Raw genomic sequence first — 21,555 nt, 5'->3', positions numbered from 1 at the left:
TGTAGAGTGGTTTTCTTTTTATTATGATCGTATTTTTGAAAATACATATATGAGAAGTTCAATCGCAAAAATAACTAAAACAGATAGTCCGAATAAAGGCATGAAAGCGCCTAATATAACCATCATGATAAAGAAAACGAGTACGCTTTTCTTATCTCTTTGCTTTGGAGGTGCTGCTAATTTTCCTTTTGGCTTTCTTGCTAACCACATTTTTACTCCGTAATAAATAAGAAGTAATAGAGATAATGTCGTTAGTAAGCATAATATTTTATTTGGCCATCCGAATAAATGTCCTTCGTGAAGTGGGATACCGTAAGTGAACCATTGTGCAAGTAATCCATAATCACGATAGTCCGTTTTTGAAATGAGTTCCCCGCTATATTGATCAAAGTAAGCTGTTATCTCTTCATTTGGTGCAACATGCATCCCTGTAATACCAGAACCGCTCGATTTCGAAACAGTGAATACACCTTTCGGATCAGCTGGTAGTGAAATAACATATGGCTTCTTTATTTCAATTCCTTTTTGTAATTCATCGACAGAAATTGCTTTCGGTTCATTTGAATTCGATTCAGGAGGAGCTTCTTTTCTTGTTGCCCACGGCAATTCTTTTACCTTTGATTCAGGCGGTGCCATGTACAATTTTGGATATCCGAGTGATTCATTAGAAGATGCAATTTTATAAATTTGGTTCCCCATAAATCCTGACCATGGCAATCCAGATGCGATTAGCAGAAAGAGAGGAATTGTAAATATAATACCGATAATAGAATGACGTCTTTTTGCCTTTTCTCGCTTATTGGATGATGGTGTGTTTTTGAATTGGCGTATACTCATGTACAATCCGGTTACAATTAAAAAGATTGTCCAGCATGCCGCAAGTTCTACAGTATAGTTGACGACAGTGCCACCAACTAAAAGAGAACTATGTAATTCCCGCATGATATTGGCAAACGTTTCACTTGCGTTTTGATCCTCAACAATTTGATTATTACTATCTAAATACACATATTTTTGTTGCCCAGTATACTCATTTGCAATCGTAAGTCTCGTATTATAATCCCCATTAAACTCACTAATTTTCGCCACGCTATAATGTGGATATTTTTTCTCTGTTAAGGAAATAGAATCAGCCATCGAAATAGATTCTGTTTGAGCGCTCTTTCCAAAATATAAATCTTTATAGATGAAATCTTCAACTTCCTCCCGAAATAAATACCCAATTCCGCTCAGTGACAAAGTAATAAGAAGCGGCGTAATAAAAAGTCCAGCATAAAAATGCCAACGCCAAAAAATGTAATGAAGCGAACGATTTACTTTCATACTTTCAGTTCCCCTAACCTTCCCTATATGAATAACTACTTATTTAATATAGCGAGATTAAGTGTGATTACTTTGAAAGAATTGTGAAGAAAGTTAAAAGTTTTTAGGGGTTTCAACGTTTATAAATGTTTCTTCTTATTTGATAAATACATTTCAACAACAGCATCAGCAAGACATTGAGAGGAATCAACAAAATCCTCACTAGCCACTACATTCAAATCAGTGCATGCGATAATTGCAGTATCTATTTCATCTCTCAGTTGTAAAACGAGCGTATTCCACAATTCGCGAGCTTCTTCAATCTCTCCAGATTTAATGCAAGTAATAATTTGATTAATGCTTTCCTGCCATTTTTCATGATGAATGTATTCTATATTACGCTTTGCAATCCCATCTTGGTAAATCCTAGCTTGAACAGTTGCTTCTGTTGCGAGAAGAGCGACTCTTTTTGTATTTTCAGGAATTGCTTGTAACGTTTCATCGACTATATTTAAAATCGGGATAGAAAGCGAACGCTGTAATTCTTCAAAATAAAGATGCGCCGTATTACACGGCATGGCAATAAAGCTTCCGCCAGTACTTTCAAGTTTTTGTGCTCCGTCAATAATCGCTTTTTTCATCGCTCCGTGATCAATAGGGCGATCCATGTAAAACGGTGTTGGACACGAGTAGATCATCATATGAGGAAAGTCCATATCATGCTTTGCTCCGTATATTGTTTGGCACCTTGCTACAACTGTATCGACGAATGGTCCAGTTGATTTTGGACCCATTCCTGCTAGTATTCCGATCATTGGTTTGTCTCCTTTAAGATTGTATATATCCATTATATAGGAGGATAACAAAAAAACGTGCAGTGAATGCACGTCTTTTTTTGTTATGTTTTGTCGAACAATCGATATATCCGAGAAATCGTTGATATATTGTAAGTTATGATAGATATATCGAAAAAATCGTTGATATATCCCGAGTTACGATAGATATAATTGAAAAATCGTTGATATATTCCCCCGCATTAACGGGCAGTAAAACTCCCACCTTAAAATTCGCCTGGAGCAAAGAGGTTAGGTGGGAGATAAACTGCCCATAAATGCCCGATTGGTTCAACTAATAATCAGTGGGGATGCCCCCACTGATTAAAGTTTCACTTTATCGCTTTTCAATCGCCACAATAAATGGCGGGTTATTTTGCTGGTTAATGAAGCCATATCGTAGTACGTGAGCTTGTTTTTGGTCTAGTTTTTCAGCAAATGTAAGTACAGCGTCGCGTTCTACTTGTCCTTCTGGATGTCCGTGGTAAATGACAAGAACGATGATACCTTCAGGTGCCATTACTTCTAATAGTTGTTCGATCGCTGAGATTGTTGAGTTCGGTTTTGTAACGATATGCTTGTCTCCGCCTGGAAGGTAACCTAAGTTGAAAATTGCGCCTGTTACTTTTCCTTTTGCATCTTCTGGTAATACGGATAGAAGAGTATCGTGACTATCGTGAACTAAAACAGTACGTTCAAAAAGTTCTTTTTCTTTTAGATGAGTTGTTGAGCTTTCGATTGCCTCTTTTTGAATATCAAATCCAAATACTTTTCCGCTATCTCCAACGATTTCAGCTAGGAAGCAAGTGTCATGGCCGTTTCCTAAAGTTGCATCTACAGCGTAATCGCCTTCTTTTACTGCCGTTTGCAGAAGCGAGCGAGCAAACGGTAATACACGTTCTAATTTCATTTTTGTTTCTCCTCATTTGCATATTTTCCTTGCCAGCTTCCGCGGCGTACAAATTCTGCATCGATGGAATTTAATACTTCCCATTTATTTAAGCTCCACATTGGGCCAATCATTAAATCAGGCGGACCGTCACCTGTGATGCGGTGCACAATTACGTCTTCTGGAATCATTTCAAGTTGGTCAACAACGAGACTTACGTAATCTTCAAGAGAAAGGAACTCGAGTTGTCCTTTTTCATATTGCTTCACCATTGGCGTTCCTTTTAATAAGTGAAGTAAATGAATTTTAATTCCTTGTACGTCAAGCTTTGCTACTTCACGAGCTGTTTCCATCATCATGTCGTAATCTTCAAGTGGAAGACCATTAATAATATGAGAGCAAACTCTAATGCCATGCTTACGTAATTTATTTACACCTTCCACGTAAGATGGGTAATCATGAGCGCGATTAATAAGGTTTGCAGTTCGTTCGTGAACAGTTTGTAAACCGAGTTCAACCCAAAGGTATGTGCGTTTATTTAAGTCCGCTAAATATTCAACGACATCGTCTGGTAAGCAATCTGGACGAGTCGCGATAGAAAGACCGACAACGTCTTTTTCTGCTAGAAGCGGTTCGAATTTTTCTTTTAAAACTTCAAGTGGTGCATGTGTATTTGTGTACGCTTGGAAATAAGCGATACATTTTCCGTCTTTCCACTTTGAGCGCATTTTTTCTTTCATTTCATGATATTGCGTTATAACATCATCGCGGCGATCACCAGCGAAGTCACCAGATCCGGCAGCACTGCAAAATGTACAACCGCCGTAAGCAACTGTACCGTCCCGGTTCGGGCAATCGAAGCCAGCATCTAATGAAACTTTAAAGATTTTTTCACCAAATTCATTTCGTAAATGGTAATTCCATGTATGATAACGTTTATTGTCGTTTGTATATGGAAAAGGGTTTTGAACCTTCATTACTTTCCCTCCTAAGCCGAGTCAAAATGAAACAAAATCCATTATAACATACTCATAAGGTAGAGATGGAAGGGACACACTAAAGGGGAATTGAAGCAAGGAGGGACAATTATGGCAGAGCGTCAATCACTTGAATCGTATATTACACAAGCGGAACAAGCGGTGGAATATGCGAAAGAACAATTAGACCAAGGTATGAGACAAGAGCATTACAATACGATGGAGTATTCGGATGCGCAGTTACAATTAGAACAAGCATATAACGATTTACAAACGATGCAACAACATGCGAATGATGAGCAACGTGAGCAGTTAAATAGAGCACGTATGGCAATTCGCCAATTGCAACATCAAATGATTATTACACCGCACTAATAAGGAGTGAATGTAATGGCGAAACGTTCAGATCAAAATAATCCAGAGCAAAAAACGCAAAATGGACATAAAGCTGAATTTTCGAATGAGCTTGATCCGATTGTTCAAGTAAAACAGCGTAATAGTAAAAAAGGACAACCGCAAAAATCGAAACAATCAGAGTAAACCAGGTCGAAATATGACCTGGTTTTATTTTGTTATATGACAATAATGTAAGATTACTGTAAGGTTTGTCGATAGTTGTGAGCAACTTTCTCCAGTAGAGTAAGGAAGGATTAAATTTTATACAAGGAGTTGCTTTATGGGGAACAATATTACAAACAAGCGAATTGATGAGTTAGATTACATTCGTGGCTTTGCACTACTAGGGATTATTTTAGTAAATATTCTCGCACTACTTAACATTAAAATTCCAGATCCTAATACAGTGGATGCTAGCTATCAAAGATTTTTATATTTATTTGTAGAAGGTCGTTTCTTCTCAATCTTCTCATTCTTATTTGGAGTGGGATTCTATATCTTTATTTCAAGAGCGATTGCGAAAGGGAAAAATGGCTATGTTTTATTTTTACGTCGCTTAGTAGCATTATTTATTTTTGGTTTAATTCATCACATGTTTCAGCCTGGAGAAGCATTAGCGTTATACGCAATTTGCGGGTTAATCGTTTTACCGTTTTATAAAGCGAAAAAAGAAGTGAACTTAGTACTAGGAATTATTTTGACAATTGCCTTCAGTGTAATGGGAGTTAAAGAGTTATTACCACTTGGCTTAATTTTATTAGGGCTTGCTGCAGGACAATATCGTGTATTTGAAAATCTCACGCAAAATATAAAGAAAGTCGCTATTTTTACAGGTGTTATGTTTGTTTTAAGTGTCGTAGCTGTATGGTATCAATACGGGCACGTTCCTGCTGAACCATTTATAAATATGATACTTGAGAATGAGGATGGAACAATGAATGCTGCAGGCCAATTTTTAAAAATTGGTGTTACAGTAGGACCTATTATTTCAGCTTTCTATGTTGGAGCTTTAATTTTATTACTTCAATTAAAACCGGTTCAAACATTGTTAGCACCACTGAAATATTATGGACGAATGGCTTTAACAAATTATATTGGACAAACTGCAATGATTTTAATTGCGGGCAGTGTATTTAACTTTGCAGAAAACTTAACGTACATGCAGACGTTATATGTGTGTATTGCAATTTATGCAATTCAAATTGTGTTTAGCGTAATTTGGATGAAGGTCTTTAAAATGGGTCCACTAGAATGGATTTGGCGAGTTGTTACTTACTGGACGGTAACACCTTTAAAGAAATAAAGAGAGAAGTGGGTTGTTCCTTTTGTGGAACAGCCCATTTTTATTGTCATCTTTTTCGGTAAGTCGATATTACTTGTCGAATCGCTAATAAAATTTTCATTTATCAACGAACCTTACACACTCATCTTTTTTATATTACAAAAGTGTAAGGTAAATGTAATGTTAACAAATAGCAGTTCACTTCCAAAAAGCGCAAAATAGGTAATGGAAAAACAAGCGTAGGAGGATATATATGACGAAACCAGTTGTAGACGTGAAAAACGTCCAAAAAGTGTACGGTAAAAAAGGTGAGAACCAATCACATGCGTTAAAAGGTGTTTCATTCTCAATTCAAGAGGGTGAGTTTGTTGGAATTATGGGGCCATCTGGTTCTGGTAAAACGACATTGTTAAATGTAATTTCAACGCTTGATAAAGCAACGGGCGGCGTTGTTGAAATTGCGGGTACGGACATTACGAAAATGAAGCAAGGTGAACTTTCTGATTTTCGTTCACAAAAGTTAGGATTCATTTTTCAAGACTTCAACTTATTAGAGAACTTATCTATTTATGAAAACATCGCACTTCCATTATCTCTTCAAGGTGTCGCGTCACGTAATATTGGACCGAAAGTAGAAAAAGTAGCGGATATGTTAGGGATTACAGAAATACTTCAAAAGTATCCATCTGAAGTATCTGGTGGACAGAAACAACGTTCAGCAGCAGCACGTGCGTTAGTGCATGAACCTGCAATTATTTTAGGGGACGAGCCAACAGGAGCGCTTGATTCTAAAAATGCAACGAGTTTACTTGATGCGATGACAAACTTAAATAAAGATCAAGGCGTATCTATTATGATGGTTACACATGATCCGTATAGTGCAAGTTACTGTCAGCGTATTTTATTCATTCAAGATGGTGAGCTATATAAAGAAATTCACCGCGACGGTACACGTGAAGAGTTTTATAAAGAAATTTTAGATGTGCTTGCGGACTTAGGTACACAAAAAGCGTAAGAAAGGAGGTTCCAGTATGTTATTTAAACTTTCCATGTCGGGGCTGAAAAGTAAGCTGAAAGATTATATCGTCTTACTTGTTGGTCTTGTCATGTCGATTTCAATTTTTTACATGTTCCAAACGTTAGCGCTGAATAAAGCGTTTATCGAATCTAACTCAGTTATTCAATCAATTGGATTCGTATTCCAAGCAGGTTCATTTTTACTAGCTATTATAACGTTCTTCTATATTTTATATGCGAACTCTTTCTTATTATCTCTTCGTCAAAAAGAGTTCGGTATGTATATGATGCTAGGAGCAAAAAAGCATAAAGTTACATTACTTATGTTTATTGAAACGATCGTATTAGGCGCTGCGTCTCTTGCCATTGGTATTACAGTTGGTGTAGGACTTGCAGAGGGTATCGGACAATTATTAATGAAACAATTAGAATTTGCTGGTGAAGGCTATAAAGCATTTTACCTGCCATCTATGACTGTTACTTGCATCTTCTTCTTTGCGCTATTTGTATTATCAGCAATTATGAACAGTATTAAATTATCACGTATTTCTGTACTGCAACTTGTACATGCAGATGCACAAACAGAACGTGTTGTGGTAAAAGGAAAAATGACAGGTTTAGTTGCATTCCTAGCGGTTATTTTATTAGGTATTGGTTATGCAGCTATGATTAATATGGAAACATTAAGAGAAATGGGAATCCTTATTGCATTAGTTACAACAACAGCAGGTACTTATATGCTATTTGGATCACTCCTTCCAGTTATTATTAAAAAGTTAAAGAGTAATAAAAAGCGTAGTGAAAAAGGACTTAATGCTTTTACATTTGCACAATTAAATTTCCGTATTAATAGCTTAACAAAGGTACTTGCAACAGTAGCGATGTTAGTTGCTCTTGGAGCTGGTGCAATTTCAGGTGGTATGGCATTTAAAAATAACGTTATAAAAACGGTTGATGGATTTGAAATTTATGATTCAATTGTTCATAATCCTACAGCTGAAGAGAAGAAAATTTTAGATGGTATATCATTTAAAAATAAAGCTGAGTACCGTTATAAAGTAGACGACAAATATATTTATTATGTAAAAGAAGATTTAGAGAAACATAAGCCATTTATTCGAGATGGTGTAGGTAAAGAAAGTTTCGGTAAATATAAAGAAGTTTCAGGAGAAGCTCCAGTAGGTACAGTAGCAGGAGTGAGGTCAGAACAAGATAAAAATGAAAAAACAATGCCTGAAGAATGGGATGAGGCATTTAGAACAATCCAACCATATTATATATACCAAGATCGTGCCATTAAAGTTGTAGATCAAAAAATGTACGATACTGTAAATGGTAAAGAAGGAATCGTATTTACTGGAAAAACAGACGATTTCGTAGCATACACAAAAGAATGGAAAAAAATTGACGAGTTGCAGCTAGCTAAATATAAAAATGTAAAAGCTGAGCAAATGAGTAGTAAATATCAAGTGTATGACATGTTCTACGGTGTTGCGAGCGGAACAGTGTTTATGGGCTTCTTCCTTGGAATTGCTTTCTTAGCAATGATGGCAAGCTGTCTTATGTTCAAAATTCTTTCTGGTGCATCAAAAGATATTACGCGTTATCAAATGCTTCGTAAAATCGGTGTACGCCGTGAATTATTAACGAAATCAATTTATAAAGAGTTATTCTTAGTATTCTTATTCCCAGCAATTGTGGGTATCGCTCACGTATTAGTTGGTATGAATATTTTCGGATTTATTTTAGTCGATCCGTACTTCCGTATTTGGATACCAATCGTAATTTTCGTAGTTATTTACACGATTTATTACCTTATTACAGTTCAATTGTATAAAGGAATTGTTCTTCCGAAAGAAGATTAATAAAAAACCGAGCGAAATTGCTCGGTTTTTATTATTTTCAGAAAAAATACTTTAATGTTACTGAAATGTATAATATAATGTAAATAAGTAACGTAATATAAAAGTAGAAGCAGCTGGATAAGGAAAGGAGGAATCCAATCTATAGAAAGAAGCTGAACTTTTATCCCCTATTTCTTTTCTAACCACAACGTATTTGTACAATCGTAAATTTCCAAATTGAAAATTGCTTGGATCACAAAAGTATATTGTGAAAATAATGGATAATACATGGAAATCTCATAGCATGATAAGGTAAAATGGACAACATGATGAGAAAATTACCGTTCATAAGATGAGGAGAATACATGTATGGAAGTTGTAGAGGCATTAAAAGATATAAGCCAAATTGAGGCTATGAAAAAATATTTAAAAGAGCACTCCCAGCGAGACTATCTTTTATTTGTTATTGGAATTAACACAGGATTAAAAATTACAGAACTACTTGGCATGAAATTTGAAGATGTATTAAATGAAGACGGGACTGTTAAAGAGTTTTATTCTCTTCCTGTGAAAGATGAAAAATTTAAACAAGATATTTATTTAAATACAAAAGTAAAAGAAGCGCTTTTAGATTACGTACAATCTATTGGCGTTAAAAGAGAAAATTACGTATTTCAATCTAATAAAACGCCAAATTCAATTACGCGCCAACAAGCGTATCGTGTAATTCATAATGCTGCAGAAGCAGTTGGAGTTGTTGGTAAGATCGGAACGAATTCAATGCGAAAAACGTTTGGATTTCATGCGTACAAAAGAGGGATAGCGATTGCGCTATTGCAAAAACATTTTCATCACGCGACTCCATCAGAGACGCTAAAGTATTTAGGTATCTCAAAGGATGAGACCTTTAAAACGGAGATTGATGTCGATTTATAAAAGCCGTAACTAAAAAAATTAGGAGGCGGAAAATATGAATATTAGAGAGAGTGAACTGCCAGGTATTGGATGTAAGTTTGAAGTGATTACAAAAGGTAATGAAAAGATGGTTATCGTTATTCATGATGATGGCCGAAGAGAAATGTACCATTTTGATGCTGATCATGAGGAGAGTATTTCAAGCGTCTCTCTTCGTGATTCTGAAGCGAGACAAATTGCAGCTATATTGGGCGGAATGGTGTATAGGCCACAAGCTTTAGATACGATTGAAATGGCCTTTGAAGGATTATCAATTGAGTGGTTTAAGGTGGAAAATAATGCACCAGTCGTACAAAAAACAATTGGTAGTTTACATGTCCGAAACACATATAATGTAACGATTATTGCCATTTTGAAAAAGAATATGAAGAAGTTCTTTAATCCAGGCCCAGATTCTATCATTGAAGCTGGCGATATGCTTGTATTATCAGGTGAAAGACATGAAGTAAAAAGAATTATTAATGAGTTGCTTTCAGTAGGAGGGGATTCATAATCGATGGATACTTTAATCTTTGAAGTTGGGACTGCGTTAGTATTAGTCGCTTTTGCAGCTATTCTCGCTGCAAAGTTAAAGTTCTCGATTATTCCGTTTCTCATTATACTCGGTATGCTAGTGGGGCCTCATGCCCCAGATTTAGGGCTTATCGATTTAAGATTTATTGAAAGCGGAGAAGTTATTTCCTTCCTTGGCCGTGTTGGCGTTATATTCCTCTTATTCTATTTAGGCTTAGAATTCTCAATTAAAAAATTAATTAAATCAGGAAAATCAATTGCTTTTGGGGGAACTGTTCATATATCGCTTAATTTTATATTAGGTTTACTTTACGGATATATAATGGGTTTCCCCTTATTAGAAACATTAATTATTGCTGGGATCATAACAATTTCATCGAGTGCAATTGTTGCGAAAGTAATTGTTGATTTAAGAAGATCTGGTAATAAAGAGACGGAACTAATTTTAGGAATCATTATGTTTGACGATATCTTTTTAGCGGTATATTTATCAGTCGTTTCAGGATTAGTACTCGGAGGGGCAACGTCATTTGTAGGTGCTCTCACATCCATTTTAATCGCAGTAGGGTATATGTTACTATTCTTTGTAGTTGCTAGAAAAGCTACAAGGTTTTTAAATAAAATGTTAGATATTTCGTCCAATGAAATTTTTATTATTGTAATATTCGCTATTTTGTTCTTCGTAGCAGGATTTTCAGAAACGATTCATGTTGCAGAGGCGATTGGAGCATTATTACTAGGACTCGTCTTTTCAGAAACGGAGCATAGTGATCGAATTGAACAGCTCGTTGTTCCGTTTCGTGATTTCTTTGGAGCTATATTCTTTTTCAGCTTCGGTTTAAGTATAGATCCATTTTCACTTGGAGGAGCAGTGTGGTTGGCATTAGGAGCAGTTTTTATTACTCTTATCGGTAATTTTACCGCTGGAATGGTTGCGGGGCGTAAAGCGGGATTATCGCATAAGGCTTCTACGAATATTGGTTTAACACTTGTATCACGCGGAGAGTTTTCCATTATCGTCGCGAATATTGGAATTGCGGGCGGCTTAATGGCAACGATTAAACCATTCTCAGCCCTGTATGTTTTAATATTGGCATCGTTAGGACCTTTGTTAACGAAAGAATCTGGGAGAATATATTCCGTATTAGATAAAATATTTAAATGGAGCGCTAAAGAACGTGCGAAGCGAGAAAAAGAAGTTGGATAATATAAATAAGGGGAGACTGTATGAAGTTCATACAGTCTCCCCTTATTTATATATTGTTACTGATGTCATATTTGTCGATTAGTCGAAGTCTGTATGAACAGTCTCCCCTTATTTATATATTGTTACTGATGTCATTTTTGTCGGTAAGTCGATATATTTTCAAACAGGGGTCAGTATAATTTCATTTACCGATGAACCATTATCTGAATTTCATCAACTATTAATCAGTTGCCTTCCTATTTAAAAACGACTACAATTTTACTGTTATATATATGAACGAAAAAAATAGAATAGGAGGGGAAACTATGCCAAGGAAAGTATGGCTATTAGTAGCTGGGATGATTATTAATGTCACGGGTGCTTCTTTTTTATGGCCTTTTAATACAATTTATTTGCATGATCACCTAGGAAAATCTTTATCTGTGGCCGGAATGGTATTAATGATCAACTCGCTTACTGGTGTAATTGGAAACTTGCTCGGCGGTGTTTTATTTGATAAATGGGGCGGTTATAAATCAACTTTAGTAGGAATTGTTATTACACTTGTATCAATTTTAGGTCTTGTGTTCTTCCACGGTTGGCCGTTATATGTTGTGTGGCTAGCGTTAATCGGCTTCGGTTCTGGAATGGTCTTCCCATCGATGTATGCGATGGTTGGTACGGTTTGGCCAGAGGGCGGAAGACGGGCATTTAATGCGATGTACGTTGGACAAAATGTTGGTATTGCGATTGGAACAGCGTGTGGTGGATTAGTTGCATCATATCGTTTTGATTATATTTTCTTAGCGAATTTTATTTTATATTTTGTTTTCTTCTTAATTGCTTTTATTGGATTCCGTGGTATGGAAGACAAGAAAGAGCCAGGAGTGCAAAAGGAAATCGAAACGAAAAAAGGTTGGTCACTTACACCTGGATTTAAAGCACTTCTGATCGTGTGTGTAGCATATGCTTTATGCTGGGTTACATACGTACAGTGGCAAGGAGCGATTGCAACACATATGCAAGAATTGAATATTAGCCTTCGTCATTATAGTTTATTATGGACGATAAATGGAGCTATGATTGTTTGTGCGCAGCCACTTGTTAGTATGCTAATTCGCTGGATGAAGCGTTCTTTAAAACAGCAAATTATGATTGGAATCTTCATTTTTGCGGCGTCATTCATTGTGTTAAGTCAAGCGCAGCAATTTACGATGTTCCTCGTTGCGATGGTAACATTAACAATCGGTGAATTATTTGTGTGGCCAGCAGTTCCGACGATTGCAAATATACTTGCACCAAAAGATAAACTAGGTTTTTATCAAGGTGTTGTAAATAGCGCGGCGACTGTAGGGAAAATGTTCGGGCCGGTCGTTGGTGGAGCGATTGTTGATTTATACAATATGGAAGTATTGTTTATAGCAATCATGGTAATGCTTGTAGTAGCGCTTATAGCAACGAGCATGTATGATAAACGAGTAAAAGTAGAAGAAACAGTTGAAGAAAAAATTGCAGTTTAGTTTGACGGAACATGTAACATGTTTTAGAATATATTTAAATAAAACAACCTTTAGAACAAGGGAGATAGCTCGGCTGTCTTAAGACGAATTCGTTAGTTATTAAAAGTAACGATTAACCGAGAAGCCCCGCTTTAAGTAAGCTTTTTAGAGATACTAAGTGGAGGGTAGTTCACATTAACTCATATGTGTAATAACAGTGAGAAGGAGTAGTAGTAATAGAAGCTGGTTTAGAGAGTTGACGGTCGGTGCAAGTCAATCCACGTTTCGTTATGAACTCGCCTTTGAGTTGCAGTTGTGAAACTAATAGTAGCAATTGCCGTTAATCCACGTTACGGATCTAAGCGAATGTATATTTTTACATTAATTTAGGGTGGTACCGCGGGAATCTATAACCTCTCGTCCCTTTCTAGGGATGAGAGGTTTTTTGTATTTTGGGCGGTGAAAATAAATAGAATTTCAAGGAGGGTATCTCATGAGCTTTAATCATCAAGATATTGAGAAGAAGTGGCAAGGGTACTGGGAAGAGAATAAAACATTCCGTACGCCAGATGAGACAGAAAAACCAAAATTTTATGCACTAGATATGTTCCCATATCCATCAGGTGCAGGCCTACACGTAGGACATCCAGAAGGTTATACAGCGACAGATATTTTATCTCGTATGAAGCGTATGCAAGGGTATAACGTTCTTCATCCAATGGGATGGGATGCATTTGGTCTTCCAGCAGAGCAATATGCACTTGATACTGGAAATAGCCCAGCTGAATTTACAGAGCATAATATTAATACGTTCCGTAACCAAATTAAATCACTAGGTTTCTCTTATGATTGGGACCGTGAAGTAAATACAACAGATCCAAACTACTATAAGTGGACACAATGGATCTTCTTAAAACTATTTGAAAAAGGCTTAGCTTACGTTGATGAAGTACCTGTAAACTGGTGTCCAGCACTTGGTACAGTACTTGCAAATGAAGAAATCATTGACGGTAAGAGTGAGCGTGGTGGACATCCAGTTGAGCGTCGTCCGATGAGACAGTGGATGTTAAAAATTACAGCTTACGGAGATCGTCTATTAGAAGATCTAGATGAGCTTGATTGGCCAGAAAGCTTAAAAGATATGCAACGTAACTGGATCGGTCGTTCTGAAGGTGCAGAAGTACACTTCAATATCGATGGTACAGACGAGAAGTTCACAGTATTCACAACGCGCCCTGATACACTATTTGGTGCAACATACTGTGTACTAGCTCCGGAACATGCACTTGTTGCAGAAATTACAACAGCAGAACAAAAAGAAGCGGTAGAAGCTTACATTAACGCTGTAAAAATGAAGAGTGACCTAGAGCGTACAGAACTTGCGAAAGAGAAAACTGGTGTATTCACTGGTGCTTACGCAGTTAACCCAGTAAACGGTGAGAAATTACCAATCTGGATTGCTGACTATGTTCTTGCAACTTACGGAACAGGTGCCGTAATGGCAGTTCCAGCTCATGATGAGCGTGACTATGAATTCGCATCAGTATTCAATCTTCCGATGAAGGAAGTTGTAAAAGGCGGAGATATTACGAAAGAAGTGTACACAGGTGATGGTGCACACGTAAACTCAGCATTCCTTGATGGATTAAATAAAGAAGAAGCAATCGCAAAAATGATTGAATGGCTTGAAGTAACGAGCGCAGGAAATCAAAAAGTAACGTACCGTCTGCGTGACTGGTTATTCAGCCGTCAACGTTACTGGGGTGAGCCAATTCCGGTAATTCACTGGGAAGATGGGACAATGACAGCTGTGAAGGAAGAAGAATTACCATTAGTTCTTCCGAAAACAGAAAACATCCGTCCTTCAGGTACAGGTGAATCACCACTTGCTAACATTGACGAGTGGGTAAATGTTGTTGATCCTGAGACTGGTAAAAAAGGTCGTCGTGAAACAAATACAATGCCACAATGGGCTGGTAGCTGCTGGTATTACCTACGTTACATCGATCCAAACAATAGCGAAGCACTTGTAGATCCTGAAAAAGTAAAACAATGGCTTCCAGTTGATATTTATATCGGCGGAGCAGAGCATGCTGTACTTCACCTACTATATGCTCGTTTCTGGCATAAAGTATTATACGATATCGGTGTAGTTCCAACGAAAGAGCCGTTCCAACAATTATTCAACCAAGGTATGATTTTAGGTGAAAACAACGAGAAAATGAGTAAATCAAAAGGTAACGTTGTAAACCCTGATGATATCGTAGCAAGCCACGGTGCAGATACACTTCGTCTATACGAAATGTTCATGGGACCATTAGATGCTTCAATCGCTTGGTCTGAAAATGGTCTTGACGGAGCTCGTCGTTTCCTAGACCGCGTATGGCGTCTATTCGTTCAAGATAACGGTGAATTAAGTGAGAAAATTACTGACGCACCAAATAAAGAGCTTGAAAAAGCTTACCACCAAACAGTGAAGAAAGTAACAGAAGACTATGCAGAGCTTCGCTTCAACACAGCGATTTCTCAAATGATGGTATTCATCAATGATGCATACAAAGCTGAAACACTTCCGAAAGAATATGTAGAAGGTTTCGTAAAAATGATCGCACCAGTTGCACCTCACATCGGGGAAGAGCTATGGAGCAAACTTGGATATAATGAAACAATCACATATGCAAGCTGGCCAATATTTGATGAGTCTAAACTTGTAGAAGATGAAGTTGAAATCGTTGTTCAAGTTATGGGTAAAGTTCGCGCAAAACTAACAATGAGTAAAGACGCATCAAAAGAAGAAATGGAACAACTTGCACTTGAAGCAATTCAAGACCAAATTGAAGGGAAAACAGTTCGTAAAGTAATTGTTGTTCCTGGAAAACTTGTTAACGTTGTTGCAAACTAATTCATTCTAAATAAAAGCTCAGAGCATTTATGCTCTGAGCTTTTTTGTGTAGAAAATAATCTCTGGATCACTTTAGTCTAAGTTTTCAATTATTCCACTACGTATAAATAAAAGAGCGGAATTCCCATACAGACAAACACCTATTTTTCTATAGGAAATATGATAAAAAAGGTAGGCTAAATTGAGTAGAAGAGGTGAAAGGAATGAAAGGGATGGACAATAATGCACCACATGGCTTCTTCGGAGGTGAATCGGATAGTTATGAACAAATGATGTTAATGGGAGGGGCTGGCCAACAAGGATACGGTGGAATTCCGAGCTGGATGGGTGGAGCAGCAGGAGGGTTCCAAACATCGGTAGCTGGCATGCAAACTGGAATGCCTACATCAATGGGGGGCTTTTCGACATCAGGGGGTGGAATGCCTACAGTAACAGGAGGATTTCCGACATCAGTAGCTGGCGTACAGACAGGATTTCCAGTAGGAGCACCAACTACATTTCCTTCTTTCGTTGGAGGAGTGCAGACAGGATTCCCGGTACCGGGAGTGGGTGTTGTAGCTGGAGGAATAGGTGGGTATCCGCAAGTTGTTCACGGTCATCATGGACATCACCATCATCAAGGCCAACATGGTCATCATGGACACCATCATCACCAAGGTCACCACGGTCATCATGGACAACATCATCATCACCAAGGTCACCACGGTCATCATGGACATCATCATCACCAAGGTCACCACGGTCATCATGGACACCATCATGACCAAGGTCACCACGGTCATCAACAACAAGTACATCACCAAGGTCACCACCACATTCATCCGCAAGCTGTTCTTTATCAAACTCACCAAGGCCATCAAGGTCACCACGGTCACCACGGTCACCAAGGTCACCACGGTCACCAAGGTCACCACGGTCACCAAGGTCACCACGGTCACCACGGTCACCAAGGTCACCAAGGTCACCAAGGTCACCACGATCAACACGGTCAACACGGTCATCAAGGCCAACATGGTCAACAGCACCAACAGCACCAACAATACCAACAATATCAACAGCAACAATCTTCTCCTTGGGCAGGTGGAATTGGAGCAGGAGCAGCAGGGGCAGCGGCAGGAGCAGCTAGCATTAGTGGAGCAGCAGGACACGCGGGACACGTGGGTCATTAATGAATTGCAGAAAAAAGACATAATAAAAAACTGCTAGGAAATCCTAGCAGTTTTTTTCAGCTTCTTTGCGCTGACGTTCGATTTCAGCACGAAGTTGTGGTTCTGGTGCTTGCCAGCCTTCTGGTTTTAGAATTTTGCCGTCGCCTTCACGGAATCGGGGTTTTCCATCAGGGAATAGTTTTGCCATGTTTGCGTTATTTACAATTTCGAACCCTTTATCAGGACGTACGCCCATTTCGGCAAACGTTCCGAATGCAAAGTAAATAAGGTCAATCAGTGCATCGTATTGATCTTCAACAGTCGTTGCTTCTAGAAATTCTTCTAGCTCTTCTTGCATAAAACTTGCACGAATTTTTGCACGCTCTTCTGTTAGTTTTGTTGGAGTATTTGTCACAGGATGTCCGAACTCTTCATGCATTTTTGCAACAAGTTCGAATCCTTTATCTAAACCTTTTTCGTTTGCCATGTTGTTTCATCCTTTCTCGTTTTCTGCCGAATTTCATTGTAACATAAGGTGATTATGAAATGAAAAGAACATCTTATCGAAATAAGATGTTCGCTTGTTATTCTTCTTTTTTTATTAAAAGGGATAAAATAAGATCGATGCCAAAAATACCGACGAGTAACATTGGTATAACGACAAGTAAATAACGTGTGAAGGAAACATTTTTTAAGTATGTATGAGCAAATAAAAAGACACCGAGAAATAAAATACCATTTAAAATAGGCTTTACTAATTTTTTAGACATAAGTTCCCCCATAAATATCTTCTCTCTCTATTTGATAATAAAAAACTCCTCTCTCCGTTGTATCATGCTGGAGAGAGGAGTTCAATCATTTCTCATTCAATGACACCAGAATTTGTAATATTTACGGTGTATTTTATATGAACCGGAACATCTTTATACATTTGTCTCCATTCTTCTAATTTGAATGGGCGATAATGTTGTCTATATTTTGCTCCTAGTGCAAGAGGATCAACATTTAGAGATTTAAACTGTTTAATTAGTTTTGTAGCTTTTGCATCTAATTGTTTTTCGATTGATTTGGCTATTTTTGTTGTATTTTTTTTGTTTTCTAAATTAAATTTTCTAGAAAGCTCCTGAATACGAGCATCCATCTTAACGTGAATATAGAAAGAAGGTTTCCCATCTTTTATGTTTACTTCGTAGGTAGGAACGGAACGAATGTTATTAATCATTGCATAGCCAGGATTTGTTTTAAATTCATGTGAGTCCAAGCGGTGCTTTTCTAGCAGTCCTTTGAAAACAAACATATCGTGATACTTAATTGTTCCGACCAACTTATCCTTTTTCAAAAGACCAATACCAGTAATTTTTATTTTATCTCCATGTTTTTTTAGGATAGGCATATAAGAATCTTGTCCTTCACGGTAGTACCTGAAGGCACCTAAATATAAATTGTCAGTTGGCAATGGCCCAGTGTCCATATTATGTTCTAACATTTTTTTTATATAAATCGCAACATTGTAAGAGGTACTATATTTTCCTTTAAATAGTTCAGTACCACTGCCTTCTAATAGTCCAACATACAGTGAGTTACCAATATTCACATCACGAATTAATGTGTCAAAGGAAGTTGATAATCCTTTTTTAGCAATCTTTGTTGTGAATAAGGCAACACGCATTTGCCCGCTTGCGAACGGTTGCGAAGATTCCAAAGATGTATCTGCCTTTACTTGTTTTACTGCGTTTCCTGTTCCTTCATAAACTTGAACTTTATTTCCCTTTTTTTGTATGGGACAAACAAATGTAACTTTTACTTTATTATCTTTTGCTGTATCGAAGGCAGCTCCTTGAATGAGCTGAACATCATCAATAATATTTTTTTGTAAACAACCAGTTAGACTGAAGACACTGATGCAAATAAGAAGTATTAATTTTCTTTTGGTTTTTTCCATTTTTTTTTCACCCACACAATAATAAATAGAATTGGGATGTATACATATATAAGCCAAAAACTAACTTTAGATGTATTGCTAATAAAATCATTAATATCATGCCTATTTGTTAAAAGTTGTGAAACAACTAAGGTGATAAGCATAAATGCAATTAAAATACCTCGTTGTTTTACACGAAAGATTTCATGTGTTCCTCGAGTAGCGGCCCATAAAGGTAGAATAAAGCTTGTAATAATAACGAGAGCATAACCGGAAATAGCAATATACTCAAGTCGCTCGATAAAAGGAAGCTTAATAACTTGTGTCATGGACAGTTGAGACCAAATTGTTTTGAGTAGTTGTTTTTCGCTAAAGAATGTAAAAGCGAGAATGGTACTAAATAAATATAAGAAGTTAGAGAATAATGCACCATATTGTGCAAATTTATGGGATTTTTCTGGTTCTTTAACAAACGGATAAACCATAAGGAAAATTTCAAATCCTGTCATACTATAAATGGATAGTTGAGCTGCTTTCAAAATATCTGTAAAAGAATGTGAAAACATTGGAAGTAAATTATCCCAATGTGAGAATTTCAAAATGAAAAGACTTAGAAAAAGATAACCTAATGTTCCACCAACGGAAATAACACAAATTCCTGTAATGACGCGGAATCCTGATGAAATAATGTAATAACTTATTAAACATAAAAAGAAAGTGAGCATCCAGGTGGATGCGCTAGGAAACATCCACACTTGAATAATTTCGACATAGGTTCGAACGACAGAAATACTTACAATAAAAAAATAAGCCATAAAGATGAGACTAATACCATTTCCAATCCATTTTCCAAAAATCTGTTTGTGTAAATCAATTAAGTTTCCTTCTGTATTTTTTAATGAATAATACATCATCCAGATGAGAATATGAATGATAATTCCTGTGAGGAGAACTCCTATCCAGCCGTCGTATCCGGCGGCTTTTGCTATAATTCGAGCGAAGCCGAGAACGCCAGCTCCAAATTGTGCACCGTGAATTAAGAAGAAAACAAAGATAGGAGATATTTGATATTTTTCTTGAACTTTACTCATCAATGCACCTCATTTCTTAATCATCAAAGTCCGATCTATGTTTTGTTGAAATCCCTTTTGCTGATTTTTTTACATGTTGTGGTCTTGCTTGTACATCTCTTGTATCAATCATTGTTAAAGGAAAACGAATCCAAGAGTCCTTAACGGATTGTTGTCTTGTCGGATAAAACAAAGCGTACGGCTTACGTAAGGAAGTAAGCCTGAATAGATGAGTAAATAAGAAGATAAATCCAAGAGAAATCCCGAACAATCCGCCTATTTCTGCAAACATAAGAAAAGGAAAGCGTAGTAATCGAACAGCGTTACCCATTTTATAAATAGGTGTAATAAAAGAAGCGAGTGCTGATAGTGCAACGATAATTAATAAAATGTTACTCGTTAACCCAGCTTGTACAGATGCTTGCCCGATTACGATACCGCCCACAATACCGAGTGTTTGCCCCACTTTCATCGGTAACCTTGCGCCGGCTTCTCTTAATAAATCAATAACTAATTCCAAAAACAGTGCTTCAATTAAAGGTGGGAATGGAACTTGCGCTCGAGATAAAATCAATGTTTCCAGCAAATCGCTTGGAATTAGTTCATAATGATAATTTAAAACGGCAACATATAATGGAGCTGCACAAATCGAGAAAAGGACAGCGATAAGTCGTAAAACTCTTGAAAATGTTGCATATAGCCAAGAGACATTATAATCTTCTGGTGAAATAAAGAAATCGAAATATGATACGGGCGTTAATAGAACATTTGGTGAACCATCAACAAAAATTGCAATTTTCCCATCAATTAGTGCTTTTGTAACTCTATCAGTGCGCTCTGTATTGATATAGAGAGGAAAAATCGATTTTTCACCCATTAATTCTTGTAAATAAGCACTATCATTAATTTGATCATATTCAAGAGCGCGTAATGACTCTTCTAGAAAATCTACATTATCTTTTTCAGCGAGGTTGTCTAAATACATCATGACAACTTTTGTTTTGGAAAACTCGCCGATAATCATTTCTTTTGTTTGTAAATCTAAAACAGGAAGACGTTTTCGAACTAAATTAATGTTTGTATCAATATCCTCTACAAAACCTTCTTGCGGACCAATAACAGTTGATTCGTTTAAAGGAGGGGTTGGTGCACGATAATTATCAATTGCAATGTTTGCAAGCATACACTTTTGATCTTGCTGATTCAATTGAATAATCGCATGCCCCTTTAAAACCATATCCTCAATTTTTTGTAAATCGTTCGTAATTGTAATGCCGCTCATCGGAATATGTTCTTTTAGTTGTTCTAGAGAAGCACAGGGTTTCTCTAAAAGAGTGGGCATTAAATATTTCTGTAATTTCTCTCCATCAAGTGAAGGGCGATAGTAAGAAATCCAATAAGGCATCGTTTCATCGTCAGATGTATGGTAATTAATAAAATCACTAGACTTTTTAAGTTTCTCTATTAAATCTTGTAGAGAATGAATACGGTCTTTTTCTGGTTTGGTAAAGTCATAAATACTATTACCTCCAGAGCTTTGTTGCTTACTTTGAGAAGAATCATCTTGTTTAGAGCTTTGTTGTTTATTCTGAGAAGAATCATTTTGTTTAGAGCTTTGTTGCTTACTTTGAGAAGAATCATCTTGCTTAGAGTTTTGCTGTTTATCTTGAGAAGAATCATCTTGCTTAGAGTTTTGCTGTTTCTCTTGAGAAGAATCATCTTGCTTAGAGTTTAGTTGTTTCTCCTGAGAAGAGTCATCTTGCTTAGAGTTTTGCTGTTTATCTTGAGAAGAGTCATCTTG

General features: G+C 36.9%; 20 protein-coding genes and 1 other annotated feature. Of the genes, 11 read left to right on the top strand and 9 right to left on the bottom strand.

The window, feature by feature from the left end; genetic code table 11:
• Positions 1–21: 21 nt before the first annotated feature.
• The 4 genes from DN403_RS01925 to mnmL all read right to left on the bottom strand — a co-directional run bounded on the left by DN403_RS01925 (position 22) and on the right by mnmL (position 4,001).
• Positions 22–1,323 carry a PepSY-associated TM helix domain-containing protein gene (locus DN403_RS01925; protein WP_149185280.1) on the bottom strand — a complete coding sequence of 434 codons (1,302 nt, stop codon included), beginning with the start codon at positions 1,321–1,323 and terminating at the stop codon, positions 22–24.
• 119 nt (positions 1,324–1,442) lie between these two features.
• Entirely contained in the window at positions 1,443–2,117 is a 675-nt protein-coding gene (locus tag DN403_RS01915; RefSeq protein ID WP_149185279.1) for an aspartate/glutamate racemase family protein, read from the bottom strand.
• A 355-nt stretch (positions 2,118–2,472) separates the two neighbouring features.
• Positions 2,473–3,045, bottom strand: a complete 573-nt coding sequence (gene mnmM / locus DN403_RS01910) for a tRNA 5-(aminomethyl)-2-thiouridylate-methyltransferase MnmM (RefSeq protein WP_000764475.1) — start codon at positions 3,043–3,045, stop codon at positions 2,473–2,475.
• On the bottom strand, positions 3,042–4,001 hold the full coding sequence (mnmL, locus tag DN403_RS01905; RefSeq protein WP_000868035.1) for a tRNA modification radical SAM protein MnmL/YtqA: 960 nt from the start codon (positions 3,999–4,001) through the stop codon (positions 3,042–3,044). The genes mnmM and mnmL overlap by 4 nt, the downstream gene beginning before the upstream one ends.
• A gap of 111 nt (positions 4,002–4,112) precedes the next feature.
• On the opposite strand from mnmL, the gene DN403_RS01900 reads away from it, so the two are divergent.
• The 11 genes from DN403_RS01900 (at position 4,113) to DN403_RS01850 (ending at position 16,784) form a co-directional block, all read left to right on the top strand.
• Positions 4,113–4,376: a YtzC family protein gene (locus DN403_RS01900; RefSeq protein ID WP_000840869.1), complete on the top strand. Its 264-nt coding sequence runs from the start codon at positions 4,113–4,115 to the stop codon at positions 4,374–4,376.
• Between the two features lie 15 nt (positions 4,377–4,391).
• Positions 4,392–4,541 carry a glycogen biosynthesis protein GlgD gene (locus DN403_RS01895; protein WP_149185278.1) on the top strand — a complete coding sequence of 50 codons (150 nt, stop codon included), beginning with the start codon at positions 4,392–4,394 and terminating at the stop codon, positions 4,539–4,541.
• 136 nt (positions 4,542–4,677) lie between these two features.
• The gene (locus tag DN403_RS01890; protein ID WP_000527709.1) at positions 4,678–5,700 is read left to right on the top strand and encodes a DUF418 domain-containing protein; all 1,023 of its coding nucleotides are present in this window, start codon (positions 4,678–4,680) and stop codon (positions 5,698–5,700) included.
• Positions 5,701–5,932: 232 nt separating this feature from the next.
• Positions 5,933–6,694: an ABC transporter ATP-binding protein gene (locus DN403_RS01885; RefSeq protein WP_000165835.1), complete on the top strand. Its 762-nt coding sequence runs from the start codon at positions 5,933–5,935 to the stop codon at positions 6,692–6,694.
• A gap of 16 nt (positions 6,695–6,710) precedes the next feature.
• Positions 6,711–8,561, top strand: coding sequence for an FtsX-like permease family protein (locus DN403_RS01880; RefSeq protein ID WP_000897786.1), 1,851 nt, complete (start codon positions 6,711–6,713; stop codon positions 8,559–8,561).
• Between the two features lie 348 nt (positions 8,562–8,909).
• Complete coding sequence (locus DN403_RS01875; protein WP_000454200.1) at positions 8,910–9,476, top strand: tyrosine-type recombinase/integrase; 567 nt, start codon at positions 8,910–8,912, stop codon at positions 9,474–9,476.
• Between the two features lie 34 nt (positions 9,477–9,510).
• Positions 9,511–10,008 (top strand): cation:proton antiporter regulatory subunit, encoded by a 498-nt coding sequence (locus tag DN403_RS01870; protein WP_001026053.1) that lies wholly within the window; start codon positions 9,511–9,513, stop codon positions 10,006–10,008.
• 3 nt (positions 10,009–10,011) lie between these two features.
• Positions 10,012–11,235, top strand: coding sequence for a cation:proton antiporter (locus tag DN403_RS01865; protein WP_000380177.1), 1,224 nt, complete (start codon positions 10,012–10,014; stop codon positions 11,233–11,235).
• A gap of 305 nt (positions 11,236–11,540) precedes the next feature.
• Complete coding sequence (locus tag DN403_RS01860) at positions 11,541–12,734, top strand: MDR family MFS transporter (RefSeq protein WP_001137549.1); 1,194 nt, start codon at positions 11,541–11,543, stop codon at positions 12,732–12,734.
• Positions 12,735–12,921: 187 nt separating this feature from the next.
• Positions 12,922–13,141: a binding site (T-box leader), on the top strand.
• A 65-nt stretch (positions 13,142–13,206) separates the two neighbouring features.
• Positions 13,207–15,615, top strand: a complete 2,409-nt coding sequence (gene leuS / locus DN403_RS01855) for a leucine--tRNA ligase (protein ID WP_000009441.1) — start codon at positions 13,207–13,209, stop codon at positions 15,613–15,615.
• A 203-nt stretch (positions 15,616–15,818) separates the two neighbouring features.
• Positions 15,819–16,784 carry a hypothetical protein gene (locus DN403_RS01850; RefSeq protein ID WP_149185277.1) on the top strand — a complete coding sequence of 322 codons (966 nt, stop codon included), beginning with the start codon at positions 15,819–15,821 and terminating at the stop codon, positions 16,782–16,784.
• Positions 16,785–16,827: 43 nt separating this feature from the next.
• On the opposite strand, the gene DN403_RS01845 is transcribed toward DN403_RS01850, so the two are convergent.
• The 5 genes from DN403_RS01845 to DN403_RS01825 form a co-directional block, all read right to left on the bottom strand.
• The gene (locus DN403_RS01845) at positions 16,828–17,250 is read right to left on the bottom strand and encodes a pyrophosphohydrolase domain-containing protein (protein ID WP_016077189.1); all 423 of its coding nucleotides are present in this window, start codon (positions 17,248–17,250) and stop codon (positions 16,828–16,830) included.
• Between the two features lie 97 nt (positions 17,251–17,347).
• Positions 17,348–17,533 (bottom strand): macro domain-containing protein, encoded by a 186-nt coding sequence (locus tag DN403_RS01840; protein ID WP_000038780.1) that lies wholly within the window; start codon positions 17,531–17,533, stop codon positions 17,348–17,350.
• A gap of 92 nt (positions 17,534–17,625) precedes the next feature.
• Entirely contained in the window at positions 17,626–18,705 is a 1,080-nt protein-coding gene (locus tag DN403_RS01835; RefSeq protein WP_000416067.1) for a Ger(x)C family spore germination protein, read from the bottom strand.
• The gene (locus tag DN403_RS01830; protein WP_000049049.1) at positions 18,681–19,775 is read right to left on the bottom strand and encodes a spore germination protein; all 1,095 of its coding nucleotides are present in this window, start codon (positions 19,773–19,775) and stop codon (positions 18,681–18,683) included. Before DN403_RS01830 ends, DN403_RS01835 begins: the two co-directional genes overlap by 25 nt.
• A gap of 16 nt (positions 19,776–19,791) precedes the next feature.
• On the bottom strand, positions 19,792–21,555 hold a 1,764-nt coding region (locus tag DN403_RS01825), incomplete at its 5' end, for a spore germination protein (RefSeq protein ID WP_149185276.1).

Origin of the sequence: Bacillus sp. AY2-1 (assembly GCF_008368965.1) — a bacterium.
Taxonomy (GTDB): Bacteria; Bacillota; Bacilli; order Bacillales; family Bacillaceae_G; genus Bacillus_A; species Bacillus_A thuringiensis_S.
This window is presented reverse-complemented; position numbering and strand designations above follow the sequence as displayed.